General features: G+C 36.1%; 26 protein-coding genes and 1 other RNA gene. 14 read left to right on the forward strand and 13 right to left on the reverse strand.

Features of this window, described 5'->3' with window-relative positions:
• Window positions 1-43 precede the first annotated feature (43 nt).
• Window positions 44-1,465, reverse strand: a complete 1,422-nt coding sequence (locus RUH60_RS04960; protein WP_313806038.1) for an L-serine ammonia-lyase — start codon at window positions 1,463-1,465, stop codon at window positions 44-46.
• A gap of 138 nt (window positions 1,466-1,603) precedes the next feature.
• Here RUH60_RS04960 and RUH60_RS04965 point away from each other — a divergent pair, with 138 nt between their 5' ends.
• The 3 genes from RUH60_RS04965 (at window position 1,604) to RUH60_RS04975 (ending at window position 5,659) form a co-directional block, all read left to right on the forward strand.
• A complete protein-coding gene (locus RUH60_RS04965) occupies window positions 1,604-2,857 on the forward strand; it encodes a TPR end-of-group domain-containing protein (protein ID WP_313806040.1) in 1,254 nt (417 codons plus the stop codon).
• A 167-nt stretch (window positions 2,858-3,024) separates the two neighbouring features.
• Window positions 3,025-4,911 carry a molecular chaperone DnaK gene (gene dnaK / locus RUH60_RS04970; RefSeq protein ID WP_313806042.1) on the forward strand — a complete coding sequence of 629 codons (1,887 nt, stop codon included), beginning with the start codon at window positions 3,025-3,027 and terminating at the stop codon, window positions 4,909-4,911.
• A gap of 154 nt (window positions 4,912-5,065) precedes the next feature.
• Window positions 5,066-5,659, forward strand: coding sequence for a hypothetical protein (locus RUH60_RS04975; protein ID WP_313806044.1), 594 nt, complete (start codon window positions 5,066-5,068; stop codon window positions 5,657-5,659).
• 43 nt (window positions 5,660-5,702) lie between these two features.
• Here the strand turns inward: RUH60_RS04975 and RUH60_RS04980 are convergent, their stop codons facing one another.
• The 3 genes from RUH60_RS04980 to RUH60_RS04990 all read right to left on the reverse strand — a co-directional run bounded on the left by RUH60_RS04980 (window position 5,703) and on the right by RUH60_RS04990 (window position 7,827).
• Window positions 5,703-6,035, reverse strand: a complete 333-nt coding sequence (locus RUH60_RS04980) for a HopJ type III effector protein (protein WP_313806046.1) — start codon at window positions 6,033-6,035, stop codon at window positions 5,703-5,705.
• A gap of 11 nt (window positions 6,036-6,046) precedes the next feature.
• Window positions 6,047-6,661 (reverse strand): carboxypeptidase-like regulatory domain-containing protein, encoded by a 615-nt coding sequence (locus RUH60_RS04985; protein WP_313806048.1) that lies wholly within the window; start codon window positions 6,659-6,661, stop codon window positions 6,047-6,049.
• 89 nt (window positions 6,662-6,750) lie between these two features.
• On the reverse strand, window positions 6,751-7,827 hold the full coding sequence (locus RUH60_RS04990) for a glutaminyl-peptide cyclotransferase (protein WP_313806050.1): 1,077 nt from the start codon (window positions 7,825-7,827) through the stop codon (window positions 6,751-6,753).
• Window positions 7,828-7,915: 88 nt separating this feature from the next.
• Between RUH60_RS04990 and ffs the strand changes: the two genes are divergently transcribed.
• The 5 genes from ffs to fsa all read left to right on the forward strand — a co-directional run bounded on the left by ffs (window position 7,916) and on the right by fsa (window position 11,070).
• Window positions 7,916-8,014: signal recognition particle sRNA small type (gene ffs / locus RUH60_RS04995), an RNA gene on the forward strand.
• 93 nt (window positions 8,015-8,107) lie between these two features.
• Entirely contained in the window at window positions 8,108-9,106 is a 999-nt protein-coding gene (locus RUH60_RS05000) for an enolase C-terminal domain-like protein (protein WP_313806052.1), read from the forward strand.
• Between the two features lie 53 nt (window positions 9,107-9,159).
• Window positions 9,160-9,561, forward strand: a complete 402-nt coding sequence (locus RUH60_RS05005) for a hypothetical protein (protein ID WP_313806054.1) — start codon at window positions 9,160-9,162, stop codon at window positions 9,559-9,561.
• Window positions 9,562-9,563: 2 nt separating this feature from the next.
• Entirely contained in the window at window positions 9,564-10,367 is an 804-nt protein-coding gene (locus tag RUH60_RS05010) for an SDR family oxidoreductase (RefSeq protein ID WP_313806056.1), read from the forward strand.
• 46 nt (window positions 10,368-10,413) lie between these two features.
• Window positions 10,414-11,070 carry a fructose-6-phosphate aldolase gene (gene fsa, locus RUH60_RS05015; protein ID WP_313806058.1) on the forward strand — a complete coding sequence of 219 codons (657 nt, stop codon included), beginning with the start codon at window positions 10,414-10,416 and terminating at the stop codon, window positions 11,068-11,070.
• A gap of 112 nt (window positions 11,071-11,182) precedes the next feature.
• Here fsa and RUH60_RS05020 read toward each other — a convergent pair whose 3' ends face one another.
• Window positions 11,183-12,592 (reverse strand): TlpA family protein disulfide reductase, encoded by a 1,410-nt coding sequence (locus RUH60_RS05020; RefSeq protein ID WP_313806060.1) that lies wholly within the window; start codon window positions 12,590-12,592, stop codon window positions 11,183-11,185.
• Window positions 12,593-12,750: 158 nt separating this feature from the next.
• On the opposite strand from RUH60_RS05020, the gene RUH60_RS05025 reads away from it, so the two are divergent.
• Window positions 12,751-14,367: an ABC-F family ATP-binding cassette domain-containing protein gene (locus RUH60_RS05025; protein WP_313806062.1), complete on the forward strand. Its 1,617-nt coding sequence runs from the start codon at window positions 12,751-12,753 to the stop codon at window positions 14,365-14,367.
• 51 nt (window positions 14,368-14,418) lie between these two features.
• Here RUH60_RS05025 and RUH60_RS05030 read toward each other — a convergent pair whose 3' ends face one another.
• From RUH60_RS05030 to RUH60_RS05065, 8 genes are all read right to left on the reverse strand, one after another.
• Window positions 14,419-14,745: a multidrug efflux SMR transporter gene (locus RUH60_RS05030; protein WP_313806064.1), complete on the reverse strand. Its 327-nt coding sequence runs from the start codon at window positions 14,743-14,745 to the stop codon at window positions 14,419-14,421.
• Window positions 14,746-14,817: 72 nt separating this feature from the next.
• Window positions 14,818-15,381 (reverse strand): Crp/Fnr family transcriptional regulator, encoded by a 564-nt coding sequence (locus RUH60_RS05035; protein ID WP_313806066.1) that lies wholly within the window; start codon window positions 15,379-15,381, stop codon window positions 14,818-14,820.
• 27 nt (window positions 15,382-15,408) lie between these two features.
• The gene (locus RUH60_RS05040) at window positions 15,409-15,828 is read right to left on the reverse strand and encodes a hypothetical protein (RefSeq protein WP_313806068.1); all 420 of its coding nucleotides are present in this window, start codon (window positions 15,826-15,828) and stop codon (window positions 15,409-15,411) included.
• Window positions 15,829-15,869: 41 nt separating this feature from the next.
• A complete protein-coding gene (locus RUH60_RS05045) occupies window positions 15,870-16,715 on the reverse strand; it encodes a tetratricopeptide repeat protein (protein ID WP_313806070.1) in 846 nt (281 codons plus the stop codon).
• A 99-nt stretch (window positions 16,716-16,814) separates the two neighbouring features.
• Window positions 16,815-17,207 (reverse strand): OsmC family protein, encoded by a 393-nt coding sequence (locus tag RUH60_RS05050; RefSeq protein ID WP_313806072.1) that lies wholly within the window; start codon window positions 17,205-17,207, stop codon window positions 16,815-16,817.
• Window positions 17,200-18,093: a pirin family protein gene (locus tag RUH60_RS05055; RefSeq protein ID WP_313806074.1), complete on the reverse strand. Its 894-nt coding sequence runs from the start codon at window positions 18,091-18,093 to the stop codon at window positions 17,200-17,202. Before RUH60_RS05055 ends, RUH60_RS05050 begins: the two co-directional genes overlap by 8 nt.
• Before the next feature lie 25 nt (window positions 18,094-18,118).
• Window positions 18,119-18,433 carry a GNAT family N-acetyltransferase gene (locus RUH60_RS05060; RefSeq protein ID WP_313806076.1) on the reverse strand — a complete coding sequence of 105 codons (315 nt, stop codon included), beginning with the start codon at window positions 18,431-18,433 and terminating at the stop codon, window positions 18,119-18,121.
• Window positions 18,434-18,457: 24 nt separating this feature from the next.
• Window positions 18,458-19,336 carry a pirin family protein gene (locus tag RUH60_RS05065; protein ID WP_313806078.1) on the reverse strand — a complete coding sequence of 293 codons (879 nt, stop codon included), beginning with the start codon at window positions 19,334-19,336 and terminating at the stop codon, window positions 18,458-18,460.
• A gap of 186 nt (window positions 19,337-19,522) precedes the next feature.
• Between RUH60_RS05065 and pyrR the strand changes: the two genes are divergently transcribed.
• The 5 genes from pyrR to pdxH all read left to right on the forward strand — a co-directional run bounded on the left by pyrR (window position 19,523) and on the right by pdxH (window position 23,144).
• Complete coding sequence (gene pyrR / locus RUH60_RS05070; RefSeq protein WP_313806080.1) at window positions 19,523-20,074, forward strand: bifunctional pyr operon transcriptional regulator/uracil phosphoribosyltransferase PyrR; 552 nt, start codon at window positions 19,523-19,525, stop codon at window positions 20,072-20,074.
• A 24-nt stretch (window positions 20,075-20,098) separates the two neighbouring features.
• Window positions 20,099-21,025 (forward strand): aspartate carbamoyltransferase catalytic subunit, encoded by a 927-nt coding sequence (locus tag RUH60_RS05075; RefSeq protein WP_026981505.1) that lies wholly within the window; start codon window positions 20,099-20,101, stop codon window positions 21,023-21,025.
• 81 nt (window positions 21,026-21,106) lie between these two features.
• Window positions 21,107-21,439, forward strand: coding sequence for a ribonuclease Z (locus RUH60_RS05080; protein WP_313806082.1), 333 nt, complete (start codon window positions 21,107-21,109; stop codon window positions 21,437-21,439).
• Between the two features lie 88 nt (window positions 21,440-21,527).
• Complete coding sequence (locus RUH60_RS05085; RefSeq protein ID WP_313806083.1) at window positions 21,528-22,433, forward strand: ribonuclease Z; 906 nt, start codon at window positions 21,528-21,530, stop codon at window positions 22,431-22,433.
• 66 nt (window positions 22,434-22,499) lie between these two features.
• Window positions 22,500-23,144, forward strand: coding sequence for a pyridoxamine 5'-phosphate oxidase (gene pdxH, locus RUH60_RS05090; protein WP_313806085.1), 645 nt, complete (start codon window positions 22,500-22,502; stop codon window positions 23,142-23,144).
• The last annotated feature ends 95 nt before the right edge of the window (window positions 23,145-23,239 follow it).

Here is a 23,239-nt window from a genome sequence, read left to right on the forward strand (position 1 = left end):
TACAATGTAGTAAAAAGGAAGCTAAACAGCTTCCTTTTTTATTTTAACAATCAGCAAGATTAACGGTTATCGCCAATCCGCCTTCCGAAGTTTCTTTGTATTTGTTGTTCATGTCTTTAGCGGTTTGCCACATCGTATTGACAACTTTATCCAAAGGAACTTTTGCGTTTTTAGGATCGGTTTCTAAAGCTAATTCTGCTGCGTTGATTGCTTTAATTGCTCCCATCGTATTACGCTCAATGCAAGGAATTTGTACTAATCCGCCAATTGGGTCACAGGTTAGTCCCAAATGATGTTCCATGGCAATTTCCGCTGCCATTAAAACTTGTTCCGGAGTTCCACCCATGACTTCACACAAAGCTGCTGCTGCCATGGCTGACGATACGCCGATTTCTGCCTGACATCCGCCCATCGCAGCTGAAATGGTGGCACCTTTTTTGAAAATACTTCCAACTTCTCCGGCTACCATCAAAAATTGTTTGATTTGCGCTTCATTGGCTTCGTGGTTTTCAATCACCATATAGTACATTAAAACGGCTGGAATTACACCGGCACTTCCGTTGGTTGGAGCTGTAACTACGCGTCCTAAAGAAGCATTTACTTCATTAACGGCTAAAGCAAAACATGATACCCATTTCAAAATCTGACGGAATTTCACTTCTGTCTGACGAATGATTTGTAACCAAGAATGCGGGTTGTCGTAGGGTAAAACACCAATCAGATTTTTGTGCATATCGTAAGCGCGTCGTCTAACATTCAATCCGCCTGGAAGCGTGCCTTCGGTGTGACAGCCGATGTACATACATTCGAGCATCGTGTCCCAAATGCGAAGTAACTCAGAATGAATAACTTCTTCGGAACGCATCGATTTTTCATTCTCGTAAACGATTTCCGAAATCTTTTTATTTTCTTTTTGACAGAAAGCTAATAACTCATCGGCTTTATCAATCGGGAAAGGAAATGCACATTTGATTTCTGAATTTTCTTTGGAATTGTTTGCATCTTCTTTAACCACAAATCCACCACCAATAGAGTAGAAGGTAGAACTGTATTCTTCCGAATCAGTGAAAATCGTAAAAGTCAAACCGTTGGCATGAAAAGGAAGGAAATTTTTATTGAAAACGATATCAGTTTCCACGTCAAACGGAATGATAATTTCATTGCCTAAAAAGATTTCCTTTTTGTTTTTGATAGCCGATATGATAACATCGATGCTTTCCACTGGAATATATTCCGGATCGGCACCGCTTAATCCCAACATTACAGCTAAATCTGTTGCGTGGCCTTTTCCGGTTAAGGAAAGAGAACCGTATAAATCAACTTTAATTCTATTGATGTTGTCGATAAGTTTGCGTTCACGGATTTCGGCTAAAAACTGTTCGGCAGCACGCCAAGGGCCAAGGGTGTGTGAACTCGACGGTCCAACCCCGATTTTAAGCATGTCAAAAACGGAAATACATTCCATAATAAACGTTTGATTTGGTTTGTTTAAGACAAAGATAATCCGATAATTTGAGAGTTGGTTATCCTTTATCATTTTTATAATAACCATTGTAATGCTATTTGTTTAAAAACTGTACATTTGACATATCAATCAAAAATCATGAAGAACTTTTTATTTTCAATCTCAGCTGTATTTTTTTGTGTTACAGCTTCTTTTTCGCAGACACAAAAGGATTTATACAATCAAAGTGTTACGGCTTATAAGGCTAAAAATTACGTAGAGTTTTTAAAAATTAATGAGAAGTTGGACAGTCTTCGTCCGATGCATCCAACGTTTACCTATAATCTGGCGGCGGCTTATGCTTTAACCGATGACAAAGTAATGGCTCTGAAGATTTTAGAAAAAATTGCTTTGATGAACACCAAAGTCGATTTTGAAAATGATCCGGATTTCGATAATGTCAAACAAACGGATACTTTTCAGCAATTAATTCAATTAAAATCGGAACTCAATAAACCAGTTGAAACTTCGCAAAAGGTAGTTCAATTAAGTGAAAAAGACTTGCATCCGGAAAGTGTAATTTATCTTGAAAAGCAGAAGATTTGGTTAGCTTCCAGCATTCGAAAAAAGAAAATTGTTGCTTTTGATTTAAAAACCGGAGTTTGTTCCGACTGGTTTTTGGACAGTAATTACTCCGTTTTCGCAATGAAACCTGACAGCAAAGGAAAATATCTTTGGGTTGCAACGGCTTCAATGCCAGAAATGATTGGTTTCTCGAAAGAGGTTGAAAACAAAGCCGAAATTTTGAAGATTGATGTTAAAACGAGGCAAATTACAAAACGTTTTCCAGTTGAAGGAAATCATATTTTTGGAGACTTAATTCTTGATAACCAAGACAATGTTTATATATCCGATAGTGGAGAAACGTTGATTTATAAGATTTCGGATGATAAAATGTCTGTTTGGCTCGATTTAAAAACGGAAGCTTTTAATTTGCAGGGAATCACTTTTAATCATTATAAATCAAAGCTTTTTATTGCTGATTATCTGAAGGGAATCCTTCAAATTGACATGAAAAATCCTGAAACAAGAAATTGGATGGAATTTCCGAAAGGCGTAACTGCAAAAGGAATTGATGGTTTGGTATTTCATAATAATTCACTTTTTGCGGTTCACAATGGCGTGTTTCCGATTCGGGTTGTTCAATATCAACTAAATCAGAATTCAATTTCCAGTTTTAAAGTGATAGACAATAATCGTCCGGAATTTGACGAACCTGCTTTGATAAGTAGTATCCAAAATAAATTATACTTCTTTTCAAATTCGCCTTGGAAATTTTATGACAGGAGTTTTCAGTTGGATGTTTCGAAGGTTGTTGCTCCGGTTTTATATCGGTTTGACATGAAAAAATAATTTAAAAATGTCAACCTGTCAGTATTTGAAGTTGCGTTTTTAGTCTAATCTGACATTTTTTATCAATTTTCATCTTGGCACAATCCTTGTCTTTTCAGATACCGTGTTAAAACACTGCCAACTCGTAGAGGGGCAATCAAAACGAACAATAAAGGAGATTTAATATTATGAGTAAAATTATTGGTATCGACTTAGGAACAACCAACTCTTGTGTTTCTGTAATGGAAGGTGGAGAACCGGTTGTAATTGCTAATGCCGAAGGAAAAAGAACAACACCATCTGTAATCGCATTTGTAGAAGGTGGCGAAATTAAGGTTGGTGACCCTGCAAAACGTCAGGCGGTAACGAACCCAACGAAGACTATTGCTTCAATCAAACGTTTCATGGGTAATAAATATACCGAAAGCGCTAAAGAAGCATCAACTGTAGCTTATAAAGTAGTAAAAGGAGACAATGACACACCACGTGTTGACATCGACGGAAGACTTTACACGCCGCAGGAATTATCAGCGATGACGCTTCAGAAGATGAAGAAAACGGCTGAAGATTATTTAGGAACAACTGTTACTGAAGCAGTTATCACAGTTCCGGCATATTTTAACGATGCGCAACGTCAAGCTACTAAAGAAGCTGGTGAAATCGCTGGTTTAAAAGTACGCAGAATCATCAACGAACCTACTGCTGCAGCGTTAGCGTATGGTTTGGATAAAGCAGGACACGATCAGAAAATTGCGGTTTACGATTTAGGTGGAGGTACTTTCGATATCTCTATCTTAGAATTAGGTGACGGTGTTTTTGAAGTATTGTCAACAAACGGAGACACACACTTAGGAGGTGACGATTTCGATCAGGTAATCATCGATTGGTTAGCAAACGATTTCAACGCTGCTGAAGGTGTAGATTTACGTAAAGACCCAATGGCTTTGCAACGTTTAAAAGAAGCTGCTGAAAAAGCAAAAATCGAGTTGTCGTCTTCTGCACAAACAGAAATCAACTTGCCTTATGTTACGGCTACGGCTTCAGGACCAAAACACTTAGTAGTTACTTTAACGCGTGCTAAATTCGAGCAATTGGCTGATACTTTGGTAAAACGTTCTATGGAACCGGTTGCTAAAGCGTTGAAAGATGCTGGTTTATCAACTTCAGACATCGACGAAGTAATCTTGGTTGGAGGTTCTACACGTATTCCGGTTATTCAGGAACAGGTAGAGAAATTCTTCGGAAAAAAACCATCAAAAGGAGTAAATCCTGATGAAGTTGTAGCAATTGGAGCTGCAATTCAGGGTGGAGTTTTAACAGGAGATGTAAAAGACGTATTATTATTAGACGTTACACCACTTTCTTTAGGAATTGAAACTATGGGAAGCGTAATGACGAAATTAATCGATGCAAACACTACAATTCCAACTAAAAAATCACAGGTTTTCTCAACTGCTGCAGACAATCAGCCATCAGTAGAAATTCACGTGTTACAAGGAGAGCGTCCAATGGCGAACGATAACAAAACTATCGGTCGTTTCCACTTAGACGGAATTCCGCCAGCACCAAGAGGAGTGCCTCAAATTGAAGTTATTTTCGACATCGATGCGAACGGTATCATCCACGTAACTGCTGTTGATAAAGGAACTGGTAAATCTCACGATATTCGTATCGAAGCTTCTTCAGGTTTAACTCCGGAAGAAATCGAAAGAATGCGTAAAGAAGCTGAAATGAATGCCGATGCTGACAAAGCTGCTAAAGAAAAAGCAGACAAGTTAAACGAAGCTGACAGCATGATTTTCCAGACTGAAAAACAACTTTCTGAGTTTGGAGATAAATTATCAGAAGGAAACAAATCAAACATTCAAGGCGCTTTAGAAGAGTTGAAAAAAGCTTACGAAACGAAAGACGTAGCTACAATTTCACCAGCTTTAGATGCAATCAATGAGGCTTGGAAAAATGCTTCAGAAGAAATGTACAAAGCTCAGGCTGAAGGTCAAACACACGATGCTCAACCACAAGCTGATGCTTCAGGAGATCAGACGCAAGATGTTGATTTTGAGGAAGTAAAATAAATCTTCTTACTTATAATGGAAAAGAGGCTGTTCGGAAACGAGCAGCTTTTTTTATGGATTTCACTTTCGGTTTTTATTTTGTTAAAACTTTGCAGAATTGTTTTTTTGAAGAATATTTTTGTATTTTTCGAAACCAAGAAATCTATAAAATACTATGAAAAAAACAATGCTATTAATTGCTTTATCCCTGATTACAGTTGTGGGTTACGGGCAAAAGAAAAAAGGAGGAGGAAAGACAGCTGCCGGAACTTCAGCGAAAACTGAAAATGTATCTGTCGAATTGAAAGGGAACAAAATGATTGCCAGTGTTGACAATGCCGGAAAAAAAGAAGAATTGTTTTCAAAAACTGTTGACGGTTCCAGAAAAGTTTCAGAAGCTAAGGTTACCAAATTTAAAGCACAAGGAACAGATTTGTTTTATGTAAGTTGGAAAGAAGTAGGTTCGACCAAAACCGATTTAAAGAAAGAAGATGCCACAGCAATCGTTTCTGAAATCTGGGATGTGAACACTAAAACTCAAATGATCGGAAACACACAAACCACAACACATATCGTAGAAAAAGTATTTTTAGATAAGTTGAAAAACGCTTCAGAAACCCAAGAGAGAATGCGCCGCGAAGGTTTTGAATTCACCTTATTACCAACTGGAGATTTCATTCTGAAAGATAAAAAATCGGAAACCAAGTACAGCTACAACGCAACGGATAAAAAGTATGTTGCTGCTAATGCAGGAAAGAAAAAGAAATAAATAAAAACCGAGCAATTTGCTCGGTTTTTTTATGCTTAAATTTTTATTTGGTTAAAGCTATTCCGTCGAAGGCAATTCCGTTCCAGCCAAATTTTATGAAGTTGCGGATGTTCTGATGATCGGTTCCGTCAGGATTTTGCAATACATCAATTCGGTAATAATCTCCAAATAAGTGTAGTGTTTCTTCCACTGATAACTCATTCAGTTTAGCGAAATAGAAAATTTTACACGAACCATTATTCTGATTGGCTTCGTTTATTGTTTCTCCATTAGTAAATCGGGTAGGAGTAAAACTGAAATTGTTGTCAATGTATTCAATTACCTCTTGAAACGAAATGGTTTCGGGTTGGGTTTTTATTTTTTCTAATAAATTCATTTAAGTATTTTTTATCGGAACCAGTTGCCTATTTTTTGGAAGGTTCTGCCAAGGAAAGTACGTTTCTTGTATGATGTTACAACAATGCCTGAACTTATTTCAATAGTTCCGTCCTCAATCATGGTTAAACAATAACTATTTGAATTACCAACTATAATTGATTGAGTTCTCATACCAATAAACGAAAATTCTAATTCATCACCTTTTTTAGCTTTGATTATGTACTTTCCGTCAAAATCAGTTTGAACACCTTTAAATGATTTTTTTACAGTAATACTAATGCCAGGAAGTGGAATTCCAGATGAATCTTTAATAACTCCACTAATAGTCATTTCCTGATTGTCAGATTCTAAATGATTTTCCGATGAAATAACTTTAGTATCTGTCTGTTCCGTTCTCGGTTTTTCCTGAGCTTTTACTTCAGAATTTCCAATACTCAAAAAACTTAAAACTGCTGTTGAAGTCGCAATCCAAAATAATTTTTTTTCTTTTTGTAAAACTAAATCTCGATTTAACTGCGTGGAAAGAAAGCGTCCGCAAAGGTGTTCGTTTTGTTGTAAAGCTTTGTTAATCTGCGAATCAGAAGCCGTTGTAAAATCAATTACATTTTTTTTGACAGGAAGCACAAAACCGACCTTTTTCCGTAGGAGTCATTGCCTGCCAGTTTTCATGACAAGGTTCCGGAATCGATATGTTGTAGCTTCTTTTCAAAAAATTATTCAGTTATTTTAATCTCAAACATCTTATCCCAGTTTTTACCGGTTACGAAAATCGTTTTAGTAGCTGGATTATAAGCAATTCCGTTTAGCACGTCAATATCAGGATGTTGTGTAACTTTAGATTTCAAATCGGATAAGTTGATAACCGCTTCTACCGCACCGTTTTTAGGATTGATGATGGCAATGGCATCCATCGTGTAAATGTTGGCGTAAATTTTACCGTCAATCCATTCCATTTCATTTACCGCTTTGATTTTGGAACCTGCGGTGTACACGTTGATGTAATCCACTTCTTTAAAATCATTTGGATTGATGAAGTAGATTTTTTCTGAACCGTCAGACATCAAAAGGTTTTTGCCATCGTTGGTTAATCCCCAACCTTCCATGTTTTTGAAGTATTTTATCGTTTTTTCTTTTTCGAAAGTATCAACATTGTACACATAACCTTCGTTGTTTTTATATGTAATTTGGTAAACTTTGTTGTTTAAAATCGTACAACCTTCACCAAAAACCTGTTCCGGTAATTCTACTATTTTATTGACTTTTCCGGTTTTGTAATCGGTTTTACGAAGAGAAGAAATTCCGCGTAAGCCAGTTCCGTTTCCGGCGCCGTTTCCGGTACTTTCAATCAGTAAGCCGTTATGGAATTCCAAACCTTGTGTATAAGCCTTTAAATCGTGCGGATAAGTGTTCACAATCGTATAGCTCAAAAGTTTCGGCTGAATGTTGGAAACCAATTCCACGCGGTAGCTGGTTTCATCATTTTCGCCTTCATAATAGGCCAGAGCTTTGATGTTTTGGTAACCCAATTTTTGTTCTGCAAGCGCGAAATCTAATTTAGCATTTCCTTTTACAGAACCGATTTTTTTATCGTTGATATAGTAGATAACCGAATCCAAAGTTTTGTTTTCGGGATTTTTTAATGTCAAAGCCAATGATTCCTGAGGTTGGTATTGTACTTTTAAGTTATCCGAATTGATGGAAAATAAATTTTCAGAATTATTTTTATTCCCTTCACAGGAAGCAATTGCCAAGCCTAATAAAATGAATGCTAAAGAGTTATATTTTTTCATTATTTAAAAATTGATACAAGCAATATACAACGTTATTTATTATCGTACAATTGCCTTGCAAAAAAATAAAATTGTTGTACATTTGCACCGGCAAGTCCTACACGACCAGCTCCTGCAGACTCCTCCAGGGTGGGAACGCAGCAAAGGTATGCGGTTGTAGCGGTGCGATGTAGGTCGCTTGCCATTTTTTATTGTCATTGCGAGGAACGAAGCAATCTTTTTAATTTATCTCCGGTTTTTATGGAGATTTTTTTATTTTAGGACCATTCAAATACTACCAATGGTTTTATCCTGGCAAATCGTCCGATTCAATTTAAAAGAAACCTTTTCCATTGCTTACGGAAGTTATTCTTTTCGCGAAGCACTTGTTGTTCAGTTGAGTAAACACGGCTATTCAGGTTATGGTGAATGTACCGGAATCGATTATTATCACATCAGTTTAGATGATTTTGATAAAAAATTGCATCAGATTAAAGACAAAATTCAAAGTCAAAAAATCAATCATCCAATAGATTTTTATCAGTTTTTGGAAACATTGAACTTGCCGAGTTTTTTGCGATCGGCTTTAGATTGCGCGTATTGGGATTTGTTCGGAAAACTTGAAAACAGAAGCTTTATTGATCTGAATTCTATCAAAGTAAACGATTTACCAGAATCTTCTATAACCATTAGCGCTGCACCAATTGAAGAACAATTGCAAAAAATCGAAAAATCAACTTGGTCAAAATTTAAAGTAAAATGCAATCATTTTGATGAAAAAGAGATTCAGCAACTTCTAAACTGCGGAAAAGCAATTGCTTTGGATGCTAACGGAAGTTATTCTGTAGAACAATGTAAATGGCTGGAAAACTTCGAGTTATCTGAAAGATTTACCTATGTTGAACAGCCGATGAAACCATCTTCTGAAAACTATTTCAATTTAAATACGAATAGCTTCCCAAATTGGATGGCCGATGAAGATTGTCAGGAAAACATCGATTTAAAAACATTGCAACCCCATTACAAAAGCATCAATGTCAAATTAGTAAAATGCGGCGGATTGACTCCGGCTTTAGAATTAATTAAAACAGCCAAAAACCTGAATTTCAAAATAATGATTGGCTGTATGACGGAATCAACGGTAGGAATTTCAGCGGGAGCGGCTCTCGTTCCGCTAGTGGATTTTGTCGATTTGGATGGTGCGAATCTTATTGCCAACGATATTGCTGATGGCTCTAAAATTGAATTCGGAAAAGTTTGTCTTTCTGAAAAATCAGGTTTGGGAATTCAGATTTTATAGTCGGAAAACTTCTAAAAATGCGTATTTTCGCAACGTTTATCAAAATAAAACAAATGAAAACTATTTTCTCATTACTATTGTTAGTTGCTTTCTCATTCTCTTCTTATAGTCAAATCGAAAAAGAAAAAGTTGATTGTAGAGTTTTAAAAGATTGTAAATTAAGGTACATAGATATCGATGATCCTAATGCTTATATTTTAATTAAAGGAAATAAAATAACAGAATATTTAGACGGTGGAAGATATTACATCAAGTCAGAACTTACATGGCTTAATGATTGTGAATATACTGCTAAAATTTTGGAAATAAACATTCCTGAATTTCCTTTTGAACCAGGAACTTTAATGAATGTAAAAATAAATAAGATTGAAAATGGGATGGTTTACTATACGTCTTATATAAGTGAAGAGAAAATTGGTAGTGATGGAGTTTTTGAACTTGTAGCAGATATTTAAGAATGAGTAAAGTTGTTTTAATTACAGGAGCTTCATCCGGAATAGGGAAATCCATTGGAGAATTTCTGTATCAGAAAGGTTTTATCGTTTATGGAACCAGTCGTAATCCGCAAAATGTCGAGAATTCGATTTTTCCTTTAGTGGCTTTAGATGTTCGAAACTCTGAAAGTATCAAAACGGCAGTTGCAGAAGTGATTTCAAAATCAGGTAGATTGGATATTGTCATCAATAACGCAGGTGTAGGAATTACAGGACCTTTAGAAGAAATTCCATCTGAAGAAATCAAAAACAATTTCGAAACCAATTTGTTTGGCCCGATTGAAGTTATGAAAGCGGTTTTGCCTCAAATGCGTTCTCAAAAATCAGGATTAATCATCAATATTACTTCGATTGCAGGTTATATGGGATTGCCATACAGAAGTGTGTATTCCGCATCAAAAGGCGCTTTAGAATTGATTACGGAAGCCTTGCGTATGGAAACCAAATCATTCGGAGTACAGATTACGAATGTGGCTCCAGGCGATTTTGCTACCAATATTGCTGCCGGACGTTATCACGCACCGGTTGTGAAAGGTTCAGCGTATGAAATTCCGTATGGAAATACTTTGAATGAGATGAATACACACGTTGACAGTGGTAGTAATCCAAACGATATGGCGTTAGCGATTTATGCGATTATCCAAAATCCGAAGCCGAATGTACATTATAAAGTAGGGGCTTTTATGCAGAAGTTTTCGATTGTTTTGAAACGTGTGCTTCCGGATAAAGTTTATGAAAAAATGTTAATGAACCATTATAAGTTGTAATTTTGCAACCGATTTATCAACCATTAGAAACACAACTAGTTTATATATGAAATTTTTTATTGACACAGCAAATTTAGAGCAGATTAAAGAAGCTCAGGCGTTAGGGATTTTAGACGGTGTAACAACCAATCCGTCGTTAATGGCGAAAGAAGGAATTACAGGGAAAAACAACATTTTGAAACATTATGTTGACATCTGTAATATCGTTGATGGAGACGTGAGTGCCGAAGTTAACGCTATGGATTTCGAAGGAATGGTTAAAGAAGGTGAGGAGTTAGCTGATTTACACGAACAGATCGTTGTAAAACTTCCAATGACAAAAGAAGGAATCAAAGCGTGTAAATATTTTTCAGATAGAGGAATCAAAACCAATGTAACATTAGTGTTTTCTGCAGGTCAGGCTTTATTAGCTGCAAAAGCGGGAGCGACTTATGTTTCGCCTTTTTTAGGACGTTTGGATGATGTTTCTACTGACGGTTTAAACTTAATCGACGAAATCCGTCAGATTTATGATAACTACGCGTTTGAAACAGAAATCTTAGCAGCTTCAGTTCGTCACACGATGCATGTTGTAAACTGTGCTAAAATTGGTGCCGATGTTATGACAGGACCATTATCTTCAATCACTGGATTATTAAAACATCCACTAACAGATATCGGAATTGCGCAGTTTATTGCAGATTACGAAAAAGGGAATAAGTAATTAAAGTATTTCAGTGTTCAGTAATAAGTGAGCAGTGAGTATAAAAAAAGGATTCAACAAAGTTGAATCCTTTTTTATTTTATCTTTTCGCTGAATACTACTTACTGAACACTTACTTTAAGTAACTCCCAAAATCCGGTTCAAATAAACTGATGAAAGCGTTTTTAATTGTCCCGTCAGGGTTTAGCAAAATGGTCCTGTGAAGTTTTGTAATTACCCATTCATCTTTTAGTTTCGCTGGTTCATCCGCGTGAATTTCAACGGTTCCTTCAAAATTGTAATTGGACAGTGTGCGTTCCCAAAGTTCTTTTGACTCATCAATATTTACAGCAATAAAGTTTAGATGTGGGAATTTCTGTTTTAACTCCATTGCTTTTTTATGAGCACCTTCGAAATGGGATTTGGCACTGATTGTCCAGAAGAAAACCACAGTTTGACCTTTAATCATATGATTGAAATCAACTTTTTCTCCAAAAACATTCGTGAATTTTTGATTCGGAAGATTTTTACCTGGCGATAAATGCTGAACCGCACTACTGATTTTTTTGATTTCGTTGTGCTTGCTGTCATCCGTTGATAATTGGAAATAACGGTCAAAAAACTTTTGATTGTTGGACATGTTCTGATCTTCCAGCAAATACATGAACGCAATGTTATTTAATACTGCGTTTTTGATTTTATCGTTCTTAATTAAAGTATCGGCAATATTTAATTTTTGAATGTTATACTCCAACGCTTGTTTTTCGTATTCAATCTCCGTATTACAATTTTTGTAAACGTTGTTGTTCAGCATCGCGTTTAAATAACGAACGAAAGGAACAAACGTAGAAAGTTTTTCGTTGTTGTAGTCGATGTCGTTACGGTAGTTGTAATAGTCTTTCGGTAGGTTTTTGCAAACATCCTTTCCGGTTCTTCGCTTGTGAGCAATTGGGTAAATTTCTTTTTTTGCTAAATGACCAAAATCTAAATAAGCTTTGGCATATTGGTCGAAATTTTCATCCCAGTTAACTTCGGTTTTACGTCTTAAATAAAACGCTTTTTTTGCATCATATGACGAATCTATACTCTTAGAGAATGACTTATAATCTTTATCGTAAAGTGCAAATGAAGCATCTCTGTCAGCTTCATTTTTCAAAAACATATCGATAAGGAAGTTGTTCTTCAAATCACCACGACCACAAAAAACTAAAGAATTATCAAACTCTTTCGTGTTCAAGCGAATCATCAAACTGTCGTTTTTATCGAAATAAATGTACTGATATTCCGGCTCGTGTTTAAAGGTGTACATGCCCGGTGCTAATGAATCCATCTTCTTAAAGAAACGGTTCTTATCATCTAATAAAATAGAGTCAATAACCTCATTATCTTTAAGTAAAAGGACGTATCGATTGTTTGGATTTACTATTTCTCCGCCAAAATAAGCTGTGAAATTATCATCCTTAAACTCCTTCTGACAAGAAACTAAAGAACAAATTACAACCGCCGATAACGGATACAGTAGGTTTTTAAAGTAGGCAATCATTCACTATCAGTTAATTACTGAAACAAAAATAACTTTGTAATACTTAACTTGTTGTTAATGTACAGTTAAATTAAGCATAAACAGATTCTAATTAAATTGGCTCAAAACTCCGCTATTTTTTCTACTTTTGCAACACTTTTATAAAAAATAACAAAGCAATGTTAACAGTTTCAAATTTATCGGTACAATTTGGTAAGCGAATTTTGTTCGACGAAGTAAACGTAACTTTTACACAAGGTAACTGCTACGGTATTATTGGTGCAAACGGTGCCGGAAAATCTACTTTCTTAAAAATATTATCTGGTGATATCGACCCAACTTCCGGACGTGTGATTTTAGAGCCTGGAAAACGTATGTCGGTATTGAATCAGAACCACAATATGTTTGACGAGCATACCGTTTTGGAAACCGTTTTAATGGGAAATAAAGTGTTGTTTGCCATCAAAAAGGAAATGGACGATTTGTATGCCGATTACGACGATAAAAACGCAGACCGCATCGGAGAATTGCAAATGCAGTTTGATGAAATGAACGGATGGAATGCTGAATCAGACGCCGGAGCCTTATTGTCCAACTTAGGAATCGGAGCAGATTTTCATTACACTTTGATGAGTGACATGGAAGGAAAGATGAAAGTTCGTGTGTTATTAGCGCAGGCTTTATTTGGAAATCCAGATGTACTAATCATGGATGAGCCTACCAACGACCTTGACTTTGAAACAATCGGTTGGTTAGAGAATTTCTTAGCCAATTATGACAATACGGTTTTAGTGGTTTCTCACGACCGTCACTTTTTGGATGCGGTTTGTACACACGTTTCGGATATCGACTTCGGAAAAATCAACCATTATTCCGGAAATTATACGTTCTGGTATGAGTCTTCGCAATTAGCAGCGAAACAACGTGCACAACAAAACAAAAAAGCAGAAGAGAAAAAAGCCGAATTAGAAGAATTTATCCGTCGTTTCTCGGCGAACGTTGCGAAATCAAAACAGGCAACTTCTCGTAAAAAAATGATTGATAAATTGAATCTTGATGAAATCAAACCGTCAAGCCGTCGTTATCCCGCAATTATTTTCGATCAGGAAAGAGAAGCTGGTGATCAGATTTTGAATGTTCAGAATTTAAGCGCTTCATTGGAAGGTGAAGTTTTATTCAAAGACATCGATTTGAATATGGCCAAAGGCGATAAAGTTGTGGTTTTCTCAAGAGATTCGCGTGCCACTACAGCTTTCTATGAAATTTTGAACGATAACCTAAAAGCTGATAGCGGAACTTTTGATTGGGGTATCACTACAAATCAATCGTATTTGCCGGCTGATAACCATAGTTTCTTCGAAAACGATTTAACATTAGTAGATTGGTTACGTCAATGGGCGAAAACCGAACCGGAAAGAGACGAAGTTTACGTTCGTGGATTCTTAGGGAAAATGATTTTCTCCGGAGAAGAAGCTTTAAAAACAGGACGTGTTTTATCCGGAGGTGAAAAAGTACGTTGTATGTTGTCTAGAATGATGATGTTGAGAGCCAATGTTTTAATGTTAGACGAGCCAACGAATCACTTAGACTTAGAATCGATTACTGCATTCAACAACTCATTGAAAAACTTCAAAGGTTCAGTATTGTTTACAACGCATGACCACGAGTTTGCACAAACGGTTGCCAACAGAGTAGTGGAGTTAACGCCAAATGGAGTTATCGACCGTTACATGACATTCGACGAATATCTGGATGACGAAAAGATAAAAGAATTGAGAAAGAAAATGTATTCTTAATAAAAAATCCCGCTTCAAAAGCGGGATTTTTGTTTTATATGCTGTAAGTTTTTAATGCGATACCGCTTTCAATCCAATAATAGAAGCAATCAAAGTAGTAATGAAAAGCAATCGTAAAAAAGTTGCCGGTTCTTTAAAAACAAAAATGCCAACCAAAACAGTTCCTACCGCGCCAATTCCAGTCCAGACTGCGTAAGCTGTTCCAATCGGTAAGGTTTGTGTAGCTTTAATTAGAAGTCCCATACTGATGCAAAGGGCAACTAAAAATCCACCGTACCATAAATACATTTCGTTTCCTGTAGTTTCTTTGGCTTTTCCTAAACAGAAGGCAAAAGCAACTTCAAACAATCCGGCGATAACTAAAATAATCCAGTTCATTTCTTTGTAAATTTTTAGGCAAAGTTCCAGATTCTAAGTGAAACGGAATTTTACAAATGTTAAAAAATGCAATTATTTTATTTCGGCTCTGATTCGGCTTAAGCTTACCTGCGATATTCCTAAATAGGAAGCGATGTATCCTAACTGAACACGTCGAATTAAGTCCGGATTGTTTTTGAGTAGTTCCTGATAGCGCTCGGTTGCAGTTTTAAATTGTCTTGAAATGAGTCGCTCTTCGGTTTTAACCAATTCCTGTTCGGCTAATTTTCGTCCCCAGTTTGCGATATGAATATCCTGTTCGAATAATTGTTGTAGTTCTGATGTTTTTATTGTGTAAAGGATACTATCTTCCAAAAGTTCAACATCTTCATATCCTTTTTGATTGGATACATAACTTTTCATGGAAAGCACCGGATCACCTTCCATACCAAACCAAAAGGTTATATCAATATTAGCGGTTTTCGAATAAGCTCGGGCAATCCCTTTTTTTATAAAAAAAACTTGATCTTCAATTTTATCAGCTAACAACAAAACATGACCTTTCGGATAAGCGACTTCAATGATGCTTTTTTTGAAACTCAGTTTTGAACTTTCCGGCAGTTGGTATATGTTGTCGAGAATCTGGTCGATTGTCATGTAGTAATTTATTCGGTTACTGAAATCTTATCTCAAAGATAAAACCATTTTCTTAATAAATTCCGAATCTTGCCTAGGAGCATTTTTAGAAACAGCTATCACAAATCTCGAATTGCCAATAATCGTATCCTTATAAGTGAAAGATTCATTCTTAATCACTTCTTTCGGATTGTGTAATACATAATATTCGTAGGGGACATCAGTCGTTTTGGCGTAGAATAAAATTTCTTTGAACTGTGGTTTCTGCTTATTCAATTTTCGGAATTCTTTTTGAGAAGTCGCAAACTTGAAATCCCCGAAGGTTATCGTTTTAAGGTTAGCCGCTTCGTTGCTTACCATTGTTCTGTCTTCTTCATCAAAACCTTTTTTTGTTTCTTTGGAATACTCGCTGAAAGAGGAGCAAGATGTTAAAAATGAAAAGAATAGGAGGTAGATAAGTTTTTTCATAATTTAAGTTTTCAAAAATCTTTTAAAGAAATTAGATTTAATTACTTCTTAATTTCCGTTTTCATCTGTTCAACAAAATTTTTGAATTGTGGATTTGAAGTTATGATGGTTTCAGACTCTTTCAACCATTCGTCAAACTTTTTTACATCCTTTTTTAGAAAGTATCCTTGTAAAATATTATATGCAATTTCAGCTTGATATGTTTTATCTGGAACTGTTTTTAAAGATTTTCTATAATACTCTTTGGCTTCTTCAAATTTTTCTTTTTTTGTTAAAGCGTAAATATACTCTTTTACGGTATAGGCGTCTTTATCATTTGCTTTAAGTGCTTTTTGTAGTACTTTGATAGCATCATCGTATTGTTGTAAACAATTATATGAAAAGGCTAATTCAACACTTAATCCTTTATAATTAGGATCAATCTTTTCAGCTTTTGTTAGATATTCTAACGCTTTGGAACATTCATTCCATCCGTTATACAAATAGCCCCAACGATAAAGTCGTTCAATTGAATTTTCATCGCCTTTATAATGTTTAAGCCAATCTGGAACTGTTAAAATTTCTAAATCAGTAAACTTTGTTTCGGGTATTATTGCAACCAGAACATTATTGGGTTGCAAACGATATTTCATTGAGCCTGTTTGTTCAATCTTTTTTGTGATAAATTTTCCTTTATCATCAATGGTAAATGTACCAGCATAATCTAGTGTAAGTCCGGCTTGAGCATCTATGTAGATAAATCCAAAATTGTAAACATTGGTGCTATCGGGTTTGAAGGCCACCCATTTGTTTTCACACTGAACAAATCGCTTATCGAATTTGAGATCGCTTTGAGAATAACCTATAAATGAAATTGCAGATAGAAATAAGAAAATGATTTGTTTCATTTTGAATTTGTGTTGTTAATGTTGTTAAACAAATATATCAAAATCTGAAACAAAATATCTTAAAAAAGTAAGAAATACCGCAAGATGTTTTTTAGAAGATTAAATCAACATTGTTTCCACATCAGACGGATTCATCAAAACCTTATGTACAGGACAACTATTCGCTATTTTTAAAAGACGTTCACGTTGTGTTGTGTCTAAATCACCAATCAGTTCAATGTTTCGGGTGAAAACAGATTTGTTGCCTTCTTTAATCCATTCGAAAGTAACGTCAATTTTCACATCGGTTAAATCCCAACCTTTATGATCGGAGTACATTTTCATTGTAATTGCAGTACAAGTTCCTAAGGAAGCTGCCAATAATTCATGCGGATTAAAGCCTAAATCTTCGCCTCCTAAATCAAGCGGTTCATCAACGATTAATGTATTGGTTGCGGTCTTAACTTCGGTTTTATAGTTTTGACTGCCTAAATGTGCGGTTATTTTATCCATTTCTGAAATTTTTTAAAACCGGCGGAAGCGGAACAAACTCCGTTTCACCCGGAACTTTCGGAAAAGTTTGATTTTTCCAATCGGTTTTGGCTTGTTCGATACGTTCTTTTCTTGAGGAAACAAAATTCCAGAAAATATAACGTTCTTCCGGAAAAGCTTCGCCACCGAAAATATAAACGGTTGTGTTTTCTGCCATTTCAAATTCGCAGAGTTTACTGTCTTTGGCAATTAAAATCTGTTTGGGTTCGAAAGTATTGTTGCCATCGGTTATACTTCCTTCTAAAATGTACAAAGCACTTTCGCCGAACAAATCCTCGCCAATTTTTACTTTTTGTGCCGATGTCGATTTAATTTCTAAAAAATACAACGGACTATAAACAGGAACTGGTGATTTTCGTCCAAAAGCTTCACCAGCAATTAGTTTTATAGAAACGCCATCTTGTTCCCAATGTGGCAAATCGTCTTTTTCTACATGGGTAAAAGTCGGTTCCATTTCTTCCAATTCTTTCGGAAGTGCTACCCAAATTTGCAATCCATGTAGCGATTTATCAGAAGTTCGTAAATATTCCGGCGTTCTTTCGGAATGGACAATTCCTTTTCCGGCTGTCATCCAATTCACGGCTCCGGGCTGAATTTCTACTTCGGTTCCCAAACTGTCTCGGTGCATGATACTGCCTTCAAACAAATAGGTTAGGGTAGAAAGTCCAATGTGCGGATGCGGCGGAACATCTAGATTTTGATAATCTTTCAAATAAGCCGGTCCCATGTGGTCGATAAACGCAAATGGTCCAACCGTTCTTTTTTCGCGAAACGGAAGCAAACGCCCAACCATAAAGTTACCGATATCGGCGGAGCGTTCTTCTATAATGAGTTGTACGTTTGACATGTGTTGTTTTTACTAAAAATAGGAATTATTCATCAAAACCTTTAAAATCTTCCGATACGATGCGTTTCCATTCCGGATGTCTTTTGATATACGCAAAAACCAACGGACAAAGCGGAACCAACTTGTAATTGTTCACTTCAATGTACTCCAACGTTTTTTCGATTACTGCGGTTGCGACGCCTTTGCCTTCCAATTCGGGTTCGACTTCGGTGTGAATCAAAGTGATTTTTCCTGGTCGTTCTTTGTAGTCGATGATGGCTTTATGGCCATCTACAATAATTTCAAAACGATGGTTTTCTTCGTTTTTATTTAGCGGAATGTTTTCAAATTCAGGTTTCATTATTTAGAATTTAGAATTTTACCATTAATCCTCTAAAGTTCCGAATTTTCCGTTATTAAAATCATCAATTGCTTGAATAATTTCTTCACGAGTATTCATCACGAATGGTCCGTGTGGGAAAATTGGTTCGTTAATTGGTTCTCCGCTTAAAACTAAAACTACAGCGTTTTCCATAGCTTCGATGGTGAAATCTTCTCCTTCATTTTCGAATAATACGAAATGATCTGTCGGGATAACTTCTTTGTCGTTTACTTTGATGCTTCCTTCGATAACAAGGACAGCGGTATTGTAACTTGCCGGGAAGGAAAATTCAGCTTTTCCGTCTTTGTTCAGTTTTGCGTTTTGCATGTGGACTGGAGTAAAAGTGCTTGCTGGACCTTTCAAATCTTTGAAATTTCCTGCTATAACTTCTATAAAACCAGCATTGTCAGGAAGTTCATAGCGTCCCATTTCAGCATTTTCAATCGCCTGATATTTTGGCTGACTCATTTTATCTTTTGCTGGAAGATTTACCCACAACTGCACCATTTGGAATTCGCCACCGGTTTTGCTGAAGTTTTCTTCGTGATATTCTTTATGTAAGACGCCTGAAGCTGCTGTCATCCATTGCACGTCACCTTCGCCAATAATTCCACCGCCACCTGCACTGTCGTGATGGGCAACTTTCCCTTTATAAGCAATAGTTACGGTTTCAAAACCACGATGCGGATGTACGCCAACACCTCTCGGAATTTCAGATGGTGAAAAATGATATTTTGAATTGTAATCCAACATGATAAACGGACTCATTCGCTCCATATCCAAACGAAAACCACTTGGGATAAAGTTGTGTACTCTGAAACCATCACCTACAAAATGTGGCGCTCTCGGCTCGGCTACTAATTCAATATTTTTTGTTGTCATAGCTTGATTCTTTAAATTTCTTACACAAAGTTACCACATCCGTTATGTGAAAACACTTAATTTAGATTAAGAAATGGAAAGGTTGTTACGAGAAGAAATCTTGCTTAAAGTTACTCAATTATCAGTAATAATCTTTCAGATTAATAAAAATATTGTACTTTTACATCCCAAACACAACACTTCATTATGAGTCAAAAAGTATTGCTCACTTCTAAAGAAGTCAATATTATTCTGCATCGTTTGGCCTGTCAGTTAATCGAAAAACATCTCGATTTTTCAAACACTATTCTTATTGGAATTCAACCGCGAGGAAAGTTTCTGGCCGAAAGAATCAAACAACTTTTAGAAAGCGATTACAATATCAACAATGTTCCGCTTGGCTTTTTGGATATTACTTTCTTTAGAGATGATTTCCGAAAAAACGATAAGCCATTGGAAGCCAACAAAACCCAAATCGATTTTCTGGTAGAAGATAAAAAAGTGGTTTTTATAGACGATGTTTTGTACACCGGAAGAAGTATTCGTGCGGCTTTAACAGCGATTCAATCCTTCGGAAGACCATCAGGAATTGAGTTATTAACTTTGATAGACAGACGTTTCAGTCGTGATTTACCCATTCAACCGGATTACAGAGGAAGACAGGTAGATGCCATCAATAATGAAAAAGTGATTGTGAATTGGAAGGAAAACAACGGAGAAGACCAAGTCCTTTTAATTGAAAAACAAACAGACAACTAGAATTACAACAACACAACATATACGATGAAAGAGCTAAGCGTCAATCATTTACTTGGAATAAAATACATCAACAAAAACGATATCGATTTAATTTTCGAAACTGCCGATCAGTTCAAGGAAGTCATTAATCGACCAATTAAAAAAGTACCGTCTTTACAACACATTACTATTGCAAATATTTTCTTTGAAGACAGTACGAGAACCAAACTTTCCTTCGAATTAGCGCAAAAAAGACTTTCTGCTGATGTGATGAGTTTTTCAGCGGCGCAATCTTCGGTTAAAAAAGGAGAAACGCTAATTGATACCGTAAACAACATCCTCTCTATGAAAGTGGACATGGTTGTAATGCGTCATAAAAACCCTGGAGCGGCTTACTTTCTTTCACAAAACGTAAAAGCGAGTATTGTAAACGCTGGTGATGGAGCACACGAACATCCAACGCAAGCATTATTGGACAGTTATTCTATCAGAGAGCGCTTAGGTGATGTAGGAGGGAAGAAAGTCGTAATTGTTGGAGATATTCTGCACTCGCGAGTAGCATTATCAAACATCTTTGCACTCCAAATGCAAGGCGCAGAAGTAATGGTTTGCGGACCAAAAACGCTAATTCCAAGATATATCGAATCTTTAGGAGTGAAATACGAGCCAAATCTTCGTAAAGCGCTAGAATGGTGTGATGTAGCCAATATGCTTCGTGTACAAAATGAGCGATTAGATGTGAATTATTTCCCGTCAACCCGTGAATATTCACAACAGTACGGAGTGGATAAAGCGCTGTTGGATTCACTTGACAAAGAAATCGTAATCATGCACCCGGGGCCAATTAATCGTGGTGTAGAAATCACTTCGGATGTGGCTGATTCACAGCAATCTGTTATTTTAAATCAGGTTGAAAATGGAGTAGCGGTTCGAATGGCGGTAATTTATTTGCTGGCGCAGAAGATTAAGTAAGTGAGAGGTGAGGAGTGAAAAGTTGCTGAAAAAAGAAAAAAACTCAGTAACTTAGCAACTCAGCGACTTAGCAACTTACCAATGAAAGTAGATCACAAAGCACATACAACCATTTTAAAAGATACTGAAGGAAATCTTTCCGAATTTTTACAAAAGGTTACTAATCAATACGATGAGTTTAAAGAACGCAATTTGGTTTTAGATGTAACCAAGGATAAATCGGTTGATATTAAGGGAATTAAGAGTTTTTCTGACTTATCCAAAAAGCATAGAAAAGCAAAAAAATCATTCGTAATTGTAGCGGAAAATATCGATTTTAATGATGTTCCGGCTTCAATGTTAGTAGTTCCAACTCTTTTGGAAGCTCACGACATGATTGAAATGGAAGAAATCGAACGCGATTTAGGATTTTAAATAATTGACAATTGATAATGGTTAATTGATAATTTCAAAAATTGTCTATATACCCATTGTTAATTATTAATTGTTAATTATCAATTATATGAAACTCACCATCCTTGGCTGTTATGCCGCAACCCCTAGAACGATAACCAATCCGACTTCTCAGGTTTTGGAGATGAAGAATCGTATGTTTCTGATTGATTGCGGTGAAGGAACTCAAGTACAGTTACGTAAGAATAAAATCAAGTTTTCAAAGATTGAGCATATTTTCATTTCGCATTTGCACGGCGATCATTTTTATGGTTTGGTAGGCTTGATCTCAACTTTTATGCTATTGAACCGCCAGACTGATTTGCACGTTTATGGGCCTAAAGGAGTAAAAGAAATAATCCTGCTACAACTAAGATTGTCAAATTCTTACACTGGATACAATCTTTATTTTCATGAATTGGAAAGTAAAGAAAGTGAAGTCATTTTTGAAGATGAAAAAGTGGTAGTAAAAACCATTCCGTTAAAGCATCGGGTTTACACAAACGGTTATCTTTTTATTAAAAAAAATAGAGAACGAAAGCTGAATATTGACGCTATTCTGAATCACGACATTGATGTAGTCTACTACAATAAAATCAAATACAGTGGCGATATTACTTTAGAAGACGGACGAGTAATTCCAAACGAAAAACTTACTTTCGATCCGGAGCCAGCCAAAAGTTACGCCTTTTGTTCCGATACAGTTTATGACGAGAGCATTCTTCCGATAATTAAAAATGCAACAGCTTTATATCACGAAAGTACTTTTTTAGAATCGGAAGCACATTTAGCTGAAAAAACAATGCATTCCACAGCTAAACAAGCCGCACATATTGCCAAGAAAGCAAATGTTGAGCATTTAATTTTAGGGCACTATTCCACACGATATGACAATATTGAGCGTTTTAAAGAAGAAGCGGAAACCATTTTCACTAACATAACACTTGCAGATGATGGAAAAGAAATCGAACTCTGAAACTTATTTCTCGAGAATTATTAAATTTATCTGGAATCTATTCACCAAGAAAAAGTCTTAGTAATTATGTCAGATTTAAGCAATTACCGAAAATCTTACGAAAAGAGTGAGCTTCTGGAAACCAATATTCCGGATGATCCGATGAACCTATTTCACAGATGGTTTCATGAAACGGAAGAATTTGGAGGCGAAGGCGAAGTAAATGCGATGACTGTTTCTACTATCGGATTGGATGGCTTTCCGAAGTCGCGTGTGGTTTTGCTTAAAAAGTTCAACGAGGAAGGCTTTGTATTTTACACCAATTACAATTCGGAAAAAGGAAAAGCAATTACTGAAAATCCGAATATTTGTCTTTCATTCTTCTGGCATTCCATGGAACGACAAGTGATTATAAAAGGAATTGCTCAGAAAACCACAGAATTAGATTCCGATAATTACTTCGATTCCAGACCGGAAGGCAGTAGGTTAGGCGCTATCGTTTCTCCGCAAAGCGATATTATTCCTTCCAGAGAATATTTAGAAAAGAATTTAAATGATTTAGAAAAGCAATATCAAAACTCTGAAATTCTTCGTCCAAAACATTGGGGTGGCTATCTTGTAAAACCAGTTTCAGTTGAGTTTTGGCAAGGTCGTGCGAACCGTTTACACGATCGAATCAGATATACCATTTTAGAAAACTTCGAATGGAAAATTGAAAGGTTATCTCCTTGAAACTCAGTGTTTTAGCTTTAAATGTTAAAATTTTATGCATTTCATCGATTTAATTTGCAGTTAATCGAAATTGATGTACATTTGCCTCGTTATCA

The sequence above is a fragment of the Flavobacterium sp. genome (assembly GCF_032153895.1).
GTDB lineage: Bacteria > Bacteroidota > Bacteroidia > Flavobacteriales > Flavobacteriaceae > Flavobacterium.

What these genes read in the sequence shown, in the direction of transcription:
- RUH60_RS05025 (WP_313806062.1), top strand. Translation starts at nt 12,751, where the DNA reads ATGTTAACAGTTTCAAATTTATCGGTACAATTTGGTAAGCGAATTTTG.
- RUH60_RS04960 (WP_313806038.1), bottom strand. Translation starts at nt 1,465, where the DNA reads ATGGAATGTATTTCCGTTTTTGACATGCTTAAAATCGGGGTTGGACCG.
- RUH60_RS05085 (WP_313806083.1), top strand. Translation starts at nt 21,528, where the DNA reads ATGAAACTCACCATCCTTGGCTGTTATGCCGCAACCCCTAGAACGATA.
- RUH60_RS05010 (WP_313806056.1), top strand. Translation starts at nt 9,564, where the DNA reads ATGAGTAAAGTTGTTTTAATTACAGGAGCTTCATCCGGAATAGGGAAA.
- fsa (WP_313806058.1), top strand. Translation starts at nt 10,414, where the DNA reads ATGAAATTTTTTATTGACACAGCAAATTTAGAGCAGATTAAAGAAGCT.
- RUH60_RS04990 (WP_313806050.1), bottom strand. Translation starts at nt 7,827, where the DNA reads ATGAAAAAATATAACTCTTTAGCATTCATTTTATTAGGCTTGGCAATT.
- dnaK (WP_313806042.1), top strand. Translation starts at nt 3,025, where the DNA reads ATGAGTAAAATTATTGGTATCGACTTAGGAACAACCAACTCTTGTGTT.
- RUH60_RS05045 (WP_313806070.1), bottom strand. Translation starts at nt 16,715, where the DNA reads ATGAAACAAATCATTTTCTTATTTCTATCTGCAATTTCATTTATAGGT.
- RUH60_RS05075 (WP_026981505.1), top strand. Translation starts at nt 20,099, where the DNA reads ATGAAAGAGCTAAGCGTCAATCATTTACTTGGAATAAAATACATCAAC.
- RUH60_RS05005 (WP_313806054.1), top strand. Translation starts at nt 9,160, where the DNA reads ATGAAAACTATTTTCTCATTACTATTGTTAGTTGCTTTCTCATTCTCT.
- RUH60_RS05055 (WP_313806074.1), bottom strand. Translation starts at nt 18,093, where the DNA reads ATGTCAAACGTACAACTCATTATAGAAGAACGCTCCGCCGATATCGGT.
- RUH60_RS04975 (WP_313806044.1), top strand. Translation starts at nt 5,066, where the DNA reads ATGAAAAAAACAATGCTATTAATTGCTTTATCCCTGATTACAGTTGTG.
- RUH60_RS05020 (WP_313806060.1), bottom strand. Translation starts at nt 12,592, where the DNA reads ATGATTGCCTACTTTAAAAACCTACTGTATCCGTTATCGGCGGTTGTA.
- RUH60_RS05050 (WP_313806072.1), bottom strand. Translation starts at nt 17,207, where the DNA reads ATGGATAAAATAACCGCACATTTAGGCAGTCAAAACTATAAAACCGAA.
- RUH60_RS05035 (WP_313806066.1), bottom strand. Translation starts at nt 15,381, where the DNA reads ATGACAATCGACCAGATTCTCGACAACATATACCAACTGCCGGAAAGT.
- RUH60_RS05000 (WP_313806052.1), top strand. Translation starts at nt 8,108, where the DNA reads ATGGTTTTATCCTGGCAAATCGTCCGATTCAATTTAAAAGAAACCTTT.
- RUH60_RS04980 (WP_313806046.1), bottom strand. Translation starts at nt 6,035, where the DNA reads ATGAATTTATTAGAAAAAATAAAAACCCAACCCGAAACCATTTCGTTT.
- RUH60_RS05065 (WP_313806078.1), bottom strand. Translation starts at nt 19,336, where the DNA reads ATGACAACAAAAAATATTGAATTAGTAGCCGAGCCGAGAGCGCCACAT.
- RUH60_RS05080 (WP_313806082.1), top strand. Translation starts at nt 21,107, where the DNA reads ATGAAAGTAGATCACAAAGCACATACAACCATTTTAAAAGATACTGAA.
- RUH60_RS04965 (WP_313806040.1), top strand. Translation starts at nt 1,604, where the DNA reads ATGAAGAACTTTTTATTTTCAATCTCAGCTGTATTTTTTTGTGTTACA.
- pdxH (WP_313806085.1), top strand. Translation starts at nt 22,500, where the DNA reads ATGTCAGATTTAAGCAATTACCGAAAATCTTACGAAAAGAGTGAGCTT.
- RUH60_RS05030 (WP_313806064.1), bottom strand. Translation starts at nt 14,745, where the DNA reads ATGAACTGGATTATTTTAGTTATCGCCGGATTGTTTGAAGTTGCTTTT.
- pyrR (WP_313806080.1), top strand. Translation starts at nt 19,523, where the DNA reads ATGAGTCAAAAAGTATTGCTCACTTCTAAAGAAGTCAATATTATTCTG.
- RUH60_RS05060 (WP_313806076.1), bottom strand. Translation starts at nt 18,433, where the DNA reads ATGAAACCTGAATTTGAAAACATTCCGCTAAATAAAAACGAAGAAAAC.
- RUH60_RS05040 (WP_313806068.1), bottom strand. Translation starts at nt 15,828, where the DNA reads ATGAAAAAACTTATCTACCTCCTATTCTTTTCATTTTTAACATCTTGC.